The sequence below is a fragment of the Arachidicoccus sp. BS20 genome (assembly GCF_001659705.1).
In the GTDB taxonomy this organism is placed as follows: domain Bacteria; phylum Bacteroidota; class Bacteroidia; order Chitinophagales; family Chitinophagaceae; genus Arachidicoccus.
Genome location: NZ_CP015971.1, coordinates 2,564,017 through 2,579,648, shown reverse-complemented (window position 1 = coordinate 2,579,648; position 15,632 = coordinate 2,564,017). Strand labels below are relative to the sequence as shown.

Annotated in this window: 8 protein-coding genes; 1 reads left to right on the top strand and 7 read right to left on the bottom strand. The window is 40.5% G+C overall.

The features are described 5' to 3' along the window. Position 1: 1 nt before the first annotated feature. From A9P82_RS11460 to A9P82_RS11435, 6 genes are all read right to left on the bottom strand, one after another. The gene (locus A9P82_RS11460) at positions 2–1,543 is read right to left on the bottom strand and encodes an MFS transporter (protein ID WP_066207935.1); all 1,542 of its coding nucleotides are present in this window, start codon (positions 1,541–1,543) and stop codon (positions 2–4) included. Between the two features lie 9 nt (positions 1,544–1,552). After that, entirely contained in the window at positions 1,553–3,400 is a 1,848-nt protein-coding gene (locus A9P82_RS11455) for a glycoside hydrolase family 13 protein (RefSeq protein ID WP_066207933.1), read from the bottom strand. Positions 3,401–3,634: 234 nt separating this feature from the next. Then, entirely contained in the window at positions 3,635–6,178 is a 2,544-nt protein-coding gene (locus A9P82_RS11450) for a glycoside hydrolase family 31 protein (protein ID WP_231891151.1), read from the bottom strand. A gap of 69 nt (positions 6,179–6,247) precedes the next feature. After that, positions 6,248–7,333 (bottom strand): SusE domain-containing protein, encoded by a 1,086-nt coding sequence (locus A9P82_RS11445; protein ID WP_066207932.1) that lies wholly within the window; start codon positions 7,331–7,333, stop codon positions 6,248–6,250. A gap of 24 nt (positions 7,334–7,357) precedes the next feature. Next, a complete protein-coding gene (locus A9P82_RS11440; RefSeq protein ID WP_066207930.1) occupies positions 7,358–8,956 on the bottom strand; it encodes a RagB/SusD family nutrient uptake outer membrane protein in 1,599 nt (532 codons plus the stop codon). A gap of 18 nt (positions 8,957–8,974) precedes the next feature. Next, entirely contained in the window at positions 8,975–11,965 is a 2,991-nt protein-coding gene (locus A9P82_RS11435; RefSeq protein ID WP_066207928.1) for a SusC/RagA family TonB-linked outer membrane protein, read from the bottom strand. A gap of 393 nt (positions 11,966–12,358) precedes the next feature. Here A9P82_RS11435 and A9P82_RS11430 point away from each other — a divergent pair, with 393 nt between their 5' ends. Further along, complete coding sequence (locus A9P82_RS11430; protein WP_066207926.1) at positions 12,359–13,486, top strand: DUF4421 family protein; 1,128 nt, start codon at positions 12,359–12,361, stop codon at positions 13,484–13,486. On the opposite strand, the gene A9P82_RS11425 is transcribed toward A9P82_RS11430, so the two are convergent. Then, on the bottom strand, positions 13,458–15,503 hold the full coding sequence (locus tag A9P82_RS11425) for a TonB-dependent receptor (protein WP_066207924.1): 2,046 nt from the start codon (positions 15,501–15,503) through the stop codon (positions 13,458–13,460). The two genes, A9P82_RS11430 and A9P82_RS11425, sit on opposite strands and share 29 nt — an antisense overlap. Between the last annotated feature and the right edge of the window lie 129 nt (positions 15,504–15,632).

The following is a 15,632-nucleotide window of genomic DNA, read 5'->3' as shown; positions in this document are numbered from 1 at the left end:
TTTAATAGCTTTTATAATATCTTTTCATGGCAGCATCTTTAATCCGAAGTGTAAGCAATGCTGCTACGATCATAGACACACCGCCTAAAACCATTGTCATTGCTGCATTTCCATGAAACAATCTTTTTGTACAAATGCCCAACAATGTTGCGGCAAGTATTTGCGGTATCACAATAAAGAAGTTGAAAATGCCCATATATACGCCCATTTTCTTTTGCGGCAATGCCTGCGTAAGCATGGAATAAGGCATGGATAAAATGCTTGCCCACGCAAAGCCCACGCCGAGCATACTGATGATTAATGTATTTTCTGTTTTGAAAAAATAATAAGAAATCAAACCCAAGCCACCGAAGATTAAAGCAATCATGTGTGTTACAGGACGCGATAATTTTCTTGCGAGAAAAGGAAGCGCAAAAGCGAACAACGCCGCAAAACCGTTATAACAAGCGAACATGACACCGACCCAGTTTGCCATATCATTGTATGCTTTGGACGATGAATCCGTAGTGTTATAAATATGCTGAGTCAATGCAGGCGTGGAATAAATCCACATGGAAAATAATGCAAACCATGTGAAGAACTGTACCACCGCAAGTTTGCGCATCGTGTGCGGCAAATGGTTCAAATCATCAGCAATTTCCACCCATCCGTTTTTATTATTTCGCTTTAAAAATAAAAAGGCAATGAGCTGAAACAAACCGTAAACTGCAATTCCAAAACTTAAAACATACAACTCTTTTTCCAAAGGATTGTCTGTATGATTTTTATTGTAGAAAAATAATAATGCCGAAAGTATTAGTCCTATAATTAACCAAGTAGTTCCTTTTGATAAAAACTTTTTCGCAGGCGTTTTTATGTTCGCTTCGTGCGTTTCTTCAATCAAGCCGAATTTTTTAAAATCTTCCGGTGAATATTCTTTTGTTGTAAAAATGGTATAAAGCACCGCAGCAATAAAAACAATTGCGCCTATGTAAAAAGAATATTTTACCGAGTCGGGAATAACGCCTTTCGGCGCTTCGTTGCTCACATGAAAATGTGTCAAAACATAAGGCAGCACCGACGAAATAACCGCGCCCAAACCAATGAAAAAACTTTGCATGGCAAAGCCCGAAGTGCGCTGTTCATCGGGTAGCATATCGCCCACAAACGCGCGGAAAGGCTCCATCGCAACATTGATGGAAGCATCTAAAATCCAAAGAAAAATTGCGGCAATCCACAACGCGCCTACCTGCGGAAAAAAGAACAATGCCAATGAACCAAGCAACGCTCCGATGAAGAAAAACGGTCGTCGTCTTCCTAATTTTCCCAACCATGTTTTGTCACTCACATGACCAATCAATGGTTGAATAATCAAGCCCGTGAGCGGCGCGGCAATCCACAAAATAGGAATGGAATCAATGTCGGCGCCAAGCGTTTGGAAGATGCGGCTTACATTCGCATTCTGCAATCCGAAAGCGAATTGAATGCCGAAAAAACCAACGCTCATGTTGATGATTTGCGCCGTTGAAAGCCGCGGTTTATTTGGACGTTGCGAAGTATTCATTCACAAAAATTATTTTTCCAACTCAAGTATTGTTGTTGAATGTTTAGGAAGAAGGATTGAATTTATATCCGGAATATTTTCTTTTGTAATTACATTCATTGCTTTTGTAAAACCATCTGTTCTTTCGCTGAAACGTTGTGTTTGCAGGGTTTTCAGCGTATCGTTACCGTTTACGATTATCATGATTGTTTGTTGAGCATCATAACGGAAATACACATAAATATTATTTTCGGGAACAAACTGCATCAACTTTCCTGTTTGCAAAGCTGAACTTGTTTTGCGAAAATTCGCCAATGTTTTTACATAATTAAAGGCAATGTTTTCCGAATCTGTTCTTCCTTGTGCAGTAAATTTATTTACACTATCATTTGCCCAACCGCCTTTAAAATCTTCACGCACAAGTCCGTCGGGCGCATCAAAATTCTTCATCAGAATTTCTGTTCCGTAATACAATTCGGGAATGCCGCGCATCGTCAAAAGTATTCCGATGCCTTCTTTGTATTTGTCAAAATCTTCGCCGACAACGGAATAGAATCGGCTCACATCGTGGTCGTCCAAAAAGATACTGTTGCGTGTTGCATCTTTGTATAAAAAATCTTGCGAAAGCGTTTCGTACAAACGGTTTACGCCATTATCCCAACCATCTTTTCCGTTCAACGCTTCATAGATTGCCGCGTTCAAAGCATAGTCGGTAACGCCTTGCAAATGTGTATCAAACCCGCGATTGACGGTGTTTCCTTCGGTATAAAACGCTTGTTCCGCAACCGTCTGTACAAATGTTTCGCCGAAGAGTGTAAAATTGGGGAATTGTGCATTGATGGCTTTCGCCCAATTTGCCATAAACTGCGGGTCGTTGTACGGATAAGTATCAATTCTAAACCCGTCAATGCCGGCATACTCAATCCACCAGATATAATTTTGTATATAATAATTTTGCACGTAAGGATTATCCTGATTTACATCCGGCATCGAAGGAACAAACCAACCATCGAGTTGCGATTTCCTGTCAGCAGCAGAAGCGTGAATGTCCATCAAAGGCTGGTCGCGATAATTGGTATTGGTATAATTTTTCCATTGATGCAGCCAGTCTTTGAACGGCAAATCCTGCATCATCCAACCTTCCGAACCAATATGGTTTGGCACCACATCTTTTATCACTTTTATACCGAGCGCATGGCATTTTTCCACATATTCTTTGTATAATTTGTTCGTTCCGTAGCGTGGGTCAATCTTGTATAAATCCGTCGCGGCATAACCATGATAGGATGCGTGCGACATATCGTTTTCAATTTCGGGCGTGAGCCAAATTGCCGTTACACCCAAATTTTTTAAGTAACCCAGATGATTGATAATTCCCTGCAAATCGCCACCGTGTCTGTAATACATGGAGTCACGGTTGAGCGTTTGGTCTTTCATTCCGGCAATTCTGTCGTTGGTGGTATCGCCATTGGAAAATCTATCAGGCATGATGAGATAAATCAAATCTTTATCGGTAACGCCTTGCGCTTTGATAGCATTATCCTGTTGCTTTAATTCATACACATAACGCAAAGTCTTTTTTCCTTTTTGTGAAAAAATAATATCGAACTTGCCGGGCTGTGCATTTTTATCAATCAACAAGTCAAGGAAAAGATAATTAGGATTTTCAACCTTGTTTACTTTTTCGAGCGTAACGCCGGCGTATTTTAATTGTACTTGGTAATCCGCAATTTTATTGCCGTGTACCAGCAGTTGCAGTTTCGGATTGACCATTCCCGTCCACCAAAACATGGGTTCCACTCTTTCCAATGCGGGTATTTGCGCGTGGGAAGCGAAAAGAAAAAAACAAAAAGTGAGCAATAAAAAAAGTCGTTTCATTATAAAATCATTTTTATGAAGTCGCCATGAAGCGACAGAATAATCGTGTGAAGCGCCCTCGCTTCACACAGCCATCGCTGAAGATGATTTGAAAAATGTTGAAAACCTATGCGCGTCATGCTGAACTTGTTTCAGCATCTCAAGAGATTCCGAAATAAATTCGGGATGACGATGCAAAGGGTTTCAATTTCTCACAATACATTTCCATTTTTATACATCGCAATTCATTATTAACTAATATTTTAGTTCGATTGCATCCGAATTATTCTTAATCGTACAACTCAACACATCTTCGCCTTCAACAGGATTGGAAACACCTTGCGGGTCGAACCTCGAAATGGGAACGAGCTGAGCAACAAAATCTTTCGCAAAGTCAGCAACAGCGCCATTTACAGAGAATTTATCCGTTGCATCAAAGCCGTGCAAAATCAATTTTATGTATTTGAATTTCGAGGGGAAATTTCCTTCAACTTTTCCCAAACGAATGGTTTTATTTGCTGCATCGTATTGCATCAAACGCTTGTAATAATCGCCGTTTTGATACTTGTAACTTTCTCCGTCATCTTCGTAATAAACAAATTGATTATCCACATCGCCTTTATAAATATGCAGGTACAGCGTGTCTTTCGGCATTTCCGCCGTTGTCTGAATCAGCGATTGCATCGGGATAATGCTGCTTTCTTTAACATAGATAGGGAGCTTGCTGTAATTAAGTTTCAGTATTTTTTCTTCATTACCGTTCTGTATTTTTCCGGAAAAGAAGTCATACCATTTTCCCTTTGGAAAATACGCTTCGCCAAACTGCGCATCGCCCTGATAGGGCAATACCAAAATAGAACTACCGAATAAATATTCATTCTGATAGCGAGTGTCATACACCTTGTCGTCAAATGTATAATCAATCGCCAAGCTGCGCATAATGGGCAATCCGTCTTGCGTGGCTTCATAAAAAGTCGAGTACAAATAAGGCAGCAATTTATACCGCAGGCTGATAAAATTGCGTGCAATTTCTGTAACCTCTTCGCCGAAAGTCCATGGCTCAGACGACTTTGTATTTACCGCCGTGTGGTTTCTGAAGTAAGGAAAAAATGAACCTAACTGAATCCAGCGTGCATACAAAGGAATAGATGGGTTGCCGGTAAAGCCGCCGATGTCCATGCCGGTAAATGGCATACCCGACAAACCTAAACTGTTCAACAATCTTACGCCTAAAATCATGTGGTCGTTTTCTGAACGGTTGTCGCCCGTCCATATTGCGGTGTAACGCTGCAAACCTGCATAACCCGCGCGTGTAAGTACAAACGGGCGGCGCGGAAACAATGCTTTGGCACCTTCATAGCTTGAGCGCGCCATTTGCATACCAAAAACATTGTGCGCCTGCAACATGGTCGTCGGTTGTCCATCATAATTAAAAATTACATTCGACGGAACTTTGTTTCCCCAGCTTGCAGGCTCGTTCATGTCGTTCCAAATGCCGTCCACGCCTGTATTTGCAAAGAATTTCACTTGCTGTTTCCACCACTCGCGGCCTTTCGTGCTTGTAAAATCGGGAAAGTTGCACCAGCCGGGCCAAACCTGTGCCGTCCACGGTGTTCCATCGGGATATTTTACAAAAATATCATTCTTCAATCCATCTTCATACGCAGGATAATCTTTCTCTGCCTTGATTCCCGGATCCACAATTACAGTAGTCTTAAAACCCATGTCTTCGAGCTTTTTGTTCATCGCAACAGGGTTGGGAAAACGCTCTTTATTCCATGTAAACAGTTTGTAATTATCCATATAATGAATGTCCAGCGTGATACCGTCCGCAGGAATTTTTTTCTCACGCAAAGTGTGTGCTATGCGCAAAACTTCCGAATCGGGATAATAACTGTAACGGTTTTGCTGATAACCCAAGCTCCACAACGGCGGCAGAGGCATACGTCCCGTGAGTGAAGTATAATCTGTAATAATGTTGGACACCGTTTGTCCGTAAATAAAATAATAATTCATCTCGCCGCCGCGTGCACCGAAAGAAGAGAAGCGATTGTTGCTTGCGCCAAAATTAAAATCGGACTGATAAGTATTGTCGAAAAATATTCCGTAACTCAAATGATTGTGCAGACCGATGTAAAAAGGAATCGTTGAATAAATCGGGTCTTGCGAAGTACTGTAACCGTAAGAATCGTTGTTCCAATTGGTATAGCCTGTTCCCGCTCGGTCGAGATTCCCTGTTTTTTCGCCCAGCCCTATGAAGCGTTCGTCCGGCTGCATCGTTTTATACGTGGTTACTTCATCGCCAATCCATGAAGTGTTCAAGCCTTTCTCATCTTCATTTATTAATTTTCCATCCGGCGTATAAAACGCAATGGCAAATGGTTTTTTATAAATAATTGTTTTAATCGAATCCGTTGAAAATATGATGGAATCGGCATTTTGAACGATATTGGTTTTACATATTTGAGACTTACCTACGACTGCATAAGAAAAATCCCTGCCCAATTCGTGTTTGTCAATTCTTACCCGAATGATGCTTGGAGAATAGGCTTCGATTTTTGCGAAGGCATTTTCGGTTTGAATAAGAATTTGCTGCCCTTCGGTGTTTACTTTGGTTATATTCCCGGGCGATAAAACCGGAGAGTTATTCCTTGTCGAGCTTTTGTTTTGAACAATGTTTTTTTCCGACTGAACAGTCCCGTTCGCCCTCTCTTCCTGAATTAATACTGAACTTTTTTGCCCCATTACTGATGATGTGATTACGCTTAAAAAAATTAAAGATGTGCTGAGAATTTTCATTTTTATAATTTGACTAAAGACAAAAAGCCCTATAAATTTTCATACAGGGCTTTTGAAAAAGATAAGATTTTATTGTTGAGCTATAGTACATACGGGTTCGCTTGGAACACGCAAGTCCAACGTAATTTTGTATGTGCCTGCTGTAGGAATTGTAATATTTCCACCGCCAAGAGATAAAGCGACATTTCCCGAAGTCGGGTCATAAGTACCACCATAATTTGGATTAGCATCATTTCCTTCCCAGCTTTGATTTGCTCTAAATTTAAAGCCGCCTGCCGGAAGTTGTATAGTTTTTACCAAAACTTGGTTTACCTCATCGAAATCAAAAGGAACATCTGTGCCCCAACTATTGAAGTCGCCAATGATTCCCCAGTTTTGCAAAGTCGCTGTCCATTTTAAATTAGGAATATCGGCGTGAAGTAAATAGTAACCGGCACCAACCACCATAAGATTACCAGCTCCTCCATCAGTACTTAAACCACCTCCATCGGCAATATTGTCGCCGGAACCGTAATTAGTTCCGTCCCAGTCCGGTTCTGCTGTAAATTTAAAATAATTTGTATCGCTTGGCAGATTAATATATCCGTCATATACTTTATTGTCCGCAGGAGAATATAACTTAGCAATGATTGCACTGCCTGGTCCCCAGCCCTGATAATCGCCGGGTACATACAAAGGCGGATAAGTAATTACTCTTTCTGTTTGATATGGCGTTACAGTTATTTGTAAAACATTGGAGTAAACATAATTGCTGTCGCTTATCTGAGCTTTTACCCTTACGGATACTGTATTCTGTTGGCCGGCGGTATATTTTGCTCCTAAAACAATAGTATTAAAATCTGCGACTTTAAAACTTTGAGAAAGTGCATTACCGGCAGCCAAGCTATAAACCTTACTGAAGTCTGAATCCTTATAGCTAAACTGCAAATAATATGTTACGGCTGCACTATATCCGAAATCGGATTCTCCCCAACTGAAAGAAATGGCGTCGTTAGCGGAGTCTGCTGTGGTGTAGTTTAATGCTTGTGTACTCGCCGTTAAATCTGATGGGGTTCCCTGTGTGGCAACTACTTTTACTCCGTCTTTATTACATGCGCCAAAAACAAAGAGTGGAAGCATCCAAAAGAATAATTTTTTACTTAATAGCTTTTTCATTTTCACTATAAAATTTTGTATTGATTAATATCCTGTGTTTTGTGTAAGATTCGGGTTTGCCTGAATATCGCTTACCGGAATCGGGTAGAGATTGTATTTATCGCTTACGCCGGTACCATCGGCTGCCCCGCCTTTCCAGGGCCACACATACGACGATGAGGTAAACTTGCCGAAGCGTATTAAATCTGTACGGCGCATACATTCCCAATAAAATTCACGCGCCCTTTCATCCAATATCAAATTCAAATTGATACTTGACACATTTCCGGACTCATTTCCATAAGCGCGTTTGCGAATTTTATTAAAATAGCTTATTGCAGTAGTCATATCTCCGCCGGTGCCGCCGCGAAGCACGGCTTCTGCATAAATTAAGTATTGTTCTGCTAAGCGGAACAATGGAAAATCGGTAGAAGCGATATCTACGGTACCTGCAGGTATTGTTCCGTCGGATTTCACATTTCTCCATTTTGTAACTGCAATGCCTTGCTTAAAGTTTTTCGGGTCGGCAATGTCATAGGTACTGCCATAGAACAAACGTGCTCTTGAGTCTGAGGATTTGGTATAATCGTCGCCGAACAATTTTGGGAGTGTAGATGTTGCCCGCATTCCGCCCCACGCGAGGTTTCCGCCGTTAAAGCCGTAATTAACATCGGCTTCCATATCGGAATTGTAAGAACATTGCATTAAAAATGTAGTTCCGCCATTTGTAGGACCTTTAATTCCGTCATAGGCAATCGATAATATTTGTTCAGGATTATTTACATTATTGTCTGCTAAAAACAACTCATTGTAATTTGACTTTAAATCGTAAACCCCGCTGTTGATAACCTTAGAGGCATAGGTGATAGCATCGGTATATCTCTGTGTTCCGGTATATACTTCTGCATTCAAATATAAACGCGCCAGTAAAGCCCAGTCTGCGCCCTGGTCGGCACGGGCATATTCATTTTGACCGGCAGGTTTCAACTCATTTTGAATTGCCAATAATTCACTTTCAACATATTTGAATAAATCGGCTCGTTTAATTTGCTGAGGATTTACAGAGCCTACCTCAGAGTTCTCATCGGTAAACGGAGGATTTCCATACAGGTCCATGAGCACCCAATATTGATATGCTCTTATAAAACGTGCTTCGGCTCTGAAAACTTTTACGGAGTCGGCATCGGCTGCACTGAAATTTGCATTCTCTACTGTATCTGCCGCAGTTTGCCTTAAAAAGGCATTTGCCACATCTATTTGATAAATGGAGCGATTGTACATTCCCTCAATAAACTGGTTGTTGGTCGGTACCCAGCTTAAATTGTGAAAATCCGGTACACCCGCATCGTTCCATGCGCAAATTGATTCTTCTGTCGGCAATTCCTGTAAATAATAAAACGACCTTAAAAAATCGGAAAAGTTAGGGTCGTAGCCGGACAAATCCGAGCTTCCGTTTCCACTGTTGCCGGTAAGTCCCCATGCTGCATATACTTTTGCCAAAGCCTGTTTGGTAGTTGCAAGTGAATTAAATACGGTACCTGATGTAAAGCTGTTGGTTGGCTGAAGATCCAGCATTTTGTTACAACTTGTAACCATCCCAACGCAAAGCGCGATAACAACTATTTTTAAAAATTTATTTTTCATCTGTTTATCTTTTTTATATTAGAATCCAAGATTTAAACCTAAAGAATAAGTACGTGGTCGTGGATAAAAACCATTGTCTATGCCCGAAGAAATTTCCGGGTCTAAGCCGGGATATTTTGTGACTACGAATACGTTTTGACAATTGGCACTCAACATCAGGTTTGCTTTATTCTTAAATATTGCACCTATATTATAAGTCAGACTCAAATTGTCCATACGCAGGAACGACGCATTCTGCACATAATAGTCCGACAGATATTGCGGTTGTTGAAAATGCGTATTCAGTATATCTGTTACTGCATTTCCCAAATAACCCGCAGATGGGTTTAGCATTGTAAGACCATTAGCCAAATTTGACTGAACATTGTTGTAATTGTATGCACCTATGTTGCTGCGCAATACTGTAGCAACAGTCCATTTTTTGTATCGGAACGAAGTACTGAAACCCAATTCCAATGTTGGGAAAGAAGAGTGATAAGGATACAAATCATTTTGATTGATTATTCCATCCCCATTGGCATCCTCATACACGCCTTCAAGCGGAAGTCCGCTTTGGTCATATACCTGATGATATACATAATAACTGAATGGCGTAATACCTTTAGTGCTTATTTGTATTTTGTTGTTGACACCGCCCGAAATGCTACCGGTAAATTGTTGTGCAGAATCACTGTTGCCAACACTTAACACTTTAATAGAAAATGTTGTAAGGTTAAAATTCATGTTCCAGTCAATATCTTTTGTTTGCACAGGTATCAAATTCAGGTTAAATTCCAAACCATGGCTACGCATAGAACCGATGTTTTTGGTAACCTGATTGATAAAGTTCGTGCCCGCTGCAATAGGAACAGTAGCAATCAGATTATCGGTATGCTTGCTGTAATAATCAATTGAGCCGGAAATACGGTTATTCAAAAATCCGAAATCCAATCCTATATCTTTAGAGGCTGTTTGTTCCCATCTCAAATCGGACACATAAGCAACCGGCGCAAATAGAAGATAATAATTATTGCCTAACTGGTATTGTGAGCCTTCGGTGCTCAGACTATAGTTTGGAATATATCCATAGTTGCCCAACCCGTCAACGTTGCCGGTTTTACCATAGCTAAGGCGGAGTTTTAAACCGGAAACCGCATCCACATTTTTCAAAAAGCTTTCTTTCTTGATATTCCAGCCCAAAGCAATACCGGGCAGTGTTCCGGCACGAAATCCGGGTGCTAATTTGGAAGATTCATCTCTTCTCAAAGATGCCGTTAAGGTATATTTCCCGTCAAACGTATAAATCAAACGTCCCAAATAAGAGATAAGTGTATTTTCCTGTATGTCATTGGGGAAAAGCGGCGTAGTGCCGGGCAGCAATGTATCTCTCAAATCATAAGTCGGGAAGTTGTCATTCGTCTGTTTGTTGTTGTAATATCCATAAGTTACCATAGCGTTGATATTACTTTTGATGGACGGGAAGTCTTTGATATAATTCAATGTATATTCAGCAACCACATTGGTGGTTTTCTGATGATAACGGGTAATTTTTCCTGCATATACACCTGTGTAAACATCTCTGTCCGTAGAATCGAATTCATCATACCCGTGCCCTTGCGATACATCATATCCCCAGTTGGCTATCAAATGTAATTCTGGAAGAAAATGCAATGAATAATCCAGTTTTAAATTACCAAAACTTCTTCTTGCATTGCCAATATTATGCTCTTGTTCCAGCGATGCCAAAGGGTTGTGTGTAGCCAGACTGTTAGGTGTTCCATTGGAATTCATCCATTGATAATATCCACCAAACAATGTGTTATTTTGATCATAGACAGGCTGCGTCGGGTCAAATATTACTGCCGCACCAATAGCGCCGGTATTGGCAAAGCGCGACTTTGTAAGCGAACCGGTCATATTCAATTCCACCTTCAAGTGATTGGTAAACAGGGAGGGCGTTAAGCTGATGCTACCTGTTTCTCTTTGAAGATTATCTGTCTTCAAAATTCCCTGCTGATTCAGATAGTTCACGGAAACTCTGTAAGGCAACCATTTACCCCAGCTTCCTGTGACGCTTAAATTGTTATTGGTGGTTAGTGCTGTTTGATAGATAGCTTTCTGCCAGTTGGTATTTGCATCGCCCAGCAATGATTGCTCCGTAGAATCGCCGTAAGTATTTACATAATCCCGGAATTGATCCGGAGACAAAACCGAAATGTATCCTTCGGGTTTTGACAAGGAAAAAGTAGTATTAAAATCGAACTTAGGCTTGCCGATTGTACCCTTTTTCGTTGTAATTAAAATAACGCCGTTGGAAGCGCGCGAGCCGTAAATAGCCGTAGCCGATGCATCTTTTAAAATAGTAAAAGATGCAATATCATCCGGATTAATTAGAGCAAGCGGGTCGGAAATTCCTGCTATACCACTCGCATCGTTAGGATTTATTTTTCCGGCAAAAGGAACTCCGTCAATCACAATCAATGGGTCGTTACTTCCGTTTAAGGAAGCCATACCGCGTATTCTGATAGTGTTTGCACTGCCGGGAGCCCCGCCATTTGAAATAATGGATACGCCGGCAGCCTTGCCTTGTATCAACTGCATGGGCGAAGTAATAGCGCCGGTTTGGAAGTCTTTTGAACTAACTGTCGTGATAGCGCCTGTCGCGTCTTCTTTTTTTACCGCACCGTACCCAATCACAACCACGTCGCTCAACTGGTTGGAGCTGTCCGGATATAAAGTAACATTAAGGTCGTTTGATGTAACCGGAATCTCTTGCGACTGATAACCAATGTAAGAAAAAATTAAAATTCCTGCTGTATCGGGCACATTAATTTGATAAGAGCCGGACGCAGTTGTAAATGTACCTTTGCCTGTTCCTTTAAGTTGTACGGAAACTCCGGTTAACGGTACATTCTGCTGGCTGCTCGTTACGATACCGGAAACTGTTCTCATTTGTTGTGCTTCGGCATCGTTCCCGATGAAAAGCAAAAATGCAAATGACAGAAAACAAAGTAATTGCTTGCACTTCATAATAAATAAAATGATTTTAATATTGCTATAAACATTATCAGAAACGCCCTATAACAAACTTTTGTTTATTTTCGGGAACGTTACCGAAAAATTTGAATGCGCTAAAGTAGAAGTATTTTAATTAACAAACAAATGTTTATTCAGTTTTTTTATAAAAATCTTGCTCATTGCTTATTTTTATAGCTCTTAGTAATCGGCAAAACCTGCCGGTTGTCAAATGTTGAGGATTTTTAAACAGCTTATTTCAACGCATTGATTATTATGTTACGAAAAGATGGACACCTATAAACTTTAACGGGTTTATTATATTTTTTAGGAGTTGCGTTTCAGATACAAGCCAATGTTGCTGTATCTTTCAAAGCAATTAGTTTTGACTCTCATAAAATTATTTCAATGAAATACGGTAAATTCATTCTTGTTCCTTTGATGTTTTGTACAGTGTGCAAAAACCATCTGTTCGGGCAGGCTTCTTTCTGGAAGCGTATTGGCACATCTACGGGGAATACAGACAGCACTTTCATTGATGATTACGACAGAATGATAACTGCGCGTATCTATTACAGCCGCACAAATACCGGCATTGAGTTTCGCACGCCGCATACCAATTCTTTTAATTACAAGCCCAACAATTCCAAAGGTATTGGCGTCGGCGTGAGTTACCGGTATGTGACCTTAGACTTCGCTTATGGTGTTTTGGGTCGTGATGAAGACAAAGGAAAAACGCATACTATCAGCCTTATGAGTTCATTATACAAGCATCAGTGGGTGTACGATTTTGGCATACAACATTACAAAGGAATGTATCTCTCGCCGCAAAGCGCGTTTTCTGTAAATAACAATTATTATCTGCGTCCCGATATTGCTACAACCATGATTGGCGGCGACTTCTGGCGGATTTTAAATTCAGATAAATTTTCTTACCGCGCTGTAATGACGCAAAACGATTGGCAATTAAAACCGGCAGGTTCTCTATTACTCGGCGGCGAAATTTATTATGGCGCTATTCACGGCGACAGTGCTTTAACGCCTGTGGCAATCGCCGATAATTTTCCGCAAAATGCGGTTTACAAAAATCATTCGTTGAGAATAGGACCGGGCATCGGTTATGCTTACACCTTTGTTTTTGATAAACACTTTTTTGTCTCCGGCGGCATCACGGAAAACCTTGATTTTACCATCGGCAAAGAATATACAAATACAGCTTCAAAAAATACGGCTTCTTTTTCTCCCAATTTGAATTACAGAATCAGTGCAGGCTATAATTCAAGTTTGTGGAATATTGATGCTTCTATATTTGACAATAGTCAATATTTAAAAAGCTATTATTCGAGCAATTACAAATTATTTTCCCAGATTTTCAGAATTACCATCGCCAGAAGATTTTTGCCCGGGCATAAAACAAAAGCACATTTTTTAAATAAAGTAGATACACAATTAAATGCAGTGCAGGAAAAAGTGAATAATGCAATTGATATGGATAAGAACAAAAAAACTAAAAATAAACATCAACGCCCACGCTGAAATTTCGCTTAGGTGCAGGATTATAAAACCTGCCGCCGTAAGCGTTGATGTCGTTGCCCAAACTATAGGTTTCGTTCAGCAAATTATCAACCATTAAAAAGACATTGTATTGAAAATTTTTCAATGAATGCCGATAGCCGATTTTGCTTTGCAATAAATGATAAGGCTTCGCAAAAGCATCGTTTGCATCGTCCAAAGGAAGCGAAGAAACATTGTTCAGAATAACGTTCAAATACGCGCCCACATTGGTTTTCGCCACAAGCGTTGTTGCATTGATATATTTTGGAACGCCCGTTAATCGATTGCCCGAATAATCATTTCCGCTTTCAATATAACTTGTAAATTTATATGGTTGGTAACTGAAACTATTGCTTAAAGTCAGTTGCGAAATAAAATGATTTTCATCATCCAAAATAATTCCGTTCAGCCACACTTCAATGCCGCGCTGCCTTGTACTGCCTGCATTCACATAGTATGCAACATTATTTGCAGCTCCGCGCGAAACAATCGCATCGTGCAAGCCGAATGAATAAACGGAAGCATCAAACTGCAAACGATGCCGGAGAATGTTTCCTTTAAAACCCAACTCAAAATTCCAACCGTATTCAGGCTGCAGCGAATCGTTGAATGTTCCGTTGGACGGATGCAATTCCGCCAAAGCCGGCGGCGAAAAGCCTTCTGCGGCAATGGCATAAACATTGATTGAATGGTTGATTTTGTACAAAGCGCTGAAACGCGGCGCAGGCATATTGCGGATTTGTCCTTTTACAAAATCATTTTGCGTATTATCCGATGGACGGCGATAACGAACAAATTGTTTATTATTACTCAATCCTGCCTGAAAAATAAATCGATTATTTACTTGCAAAGTCGCTTGGGTAAAAGCAAAATATTGCGTAGCAAATAATTCGTCTTTATACTGAACGGTATCAACTTTTCCTGCTTTGTTGCCGTAATCGTCAATGTGCGAATGATTCTGTAACCACTCGAAACCCGCATTCCAATTGAACTTCAGAGCAGAGGAACTTGTGTGATAATTAAATATTGTTCTTCCGCCATAGTTCCATTCATTGCGGATTTCATAATTGTTGGTAAACGGATTTTTGAACGACGTGTGGTTCAGCATCAGCGAAGTTGTATTGTCAAAATGCTTGCTAAACGAAGAATTTAAGCTCACACCGCCAAAAATAGTTTTGTTATAAATTGCCGCGTGCTGTGCTACGGACAAAGGGTAAGCTGTTGTATCTGTTCCCAATTGCCGCAACGTTAATCCGCCCGGCGTTTGATAATATATGTTGGAATAAAAAGCAAGGTAATTCAGCTTTTCCTTTTTAGAAAAATTTGCATAGCCGTCCCATTTTATCACATCTTTCCGCAAAGCAGATTGTTGCCTGTAACCGTCGTTGTGCAAATGCGATTGTTCCAGATTGCTTTGAAAATTTTTATTGGTAAGAGTCCAACCGGCGTGTTCATCAAACAAATTATACGAGCCGCCGGTGATGCCTGCATTGAAAATATTTTTCTTTGTTGAATAAATATTCCCCGAGTGGAGAATGACCGCGCCACCTGTGTTTGCGCCGTACAAGCTGCTTGCGGGGCCTTTGATAATTTCCGCCGATTGTAATTGATTTCCGTCCACCAATTGCAAGTAAGTATTGCCGCCGGCATCGGTCAAAGGAATATCGTTCCAATAAATTTTTACGTTGCGCACACCATAAGGCGAGCGCACCAAGCTGCCGCGCAAGGATAAACGATAACTGCCCGGCGAACGCTCTTCCATACGCAAGCCGGGAATGGTATTGAAAATCGGGACGAGAGAAGTGTTGTCCAATAATTGCAGTTGTTGCTTGCTGACGACCGCAATTGCCGCAGGCGCATCTTCGCGAAGCGTTTGCAGTTGAAACGCTGTAACCTGCACGGTGTCCAGGTTGTGTGTAGAATCGACAACGTTTTGTGCGTGTGAAAATTGAATACTGAAGATTAAAAGAGATAATGATATAATTTTTTTCGCGGTCATATTCAAAGCTAAAGCTATTACACAATTTAGCTTTCTTCTTTATTGATAAAAATATTTTTCCTTGTTCAGATTTTGTTCAGAATTAATTCAGGATTAATTCTGAGTTCACAATTTGATAATATAGCAAGT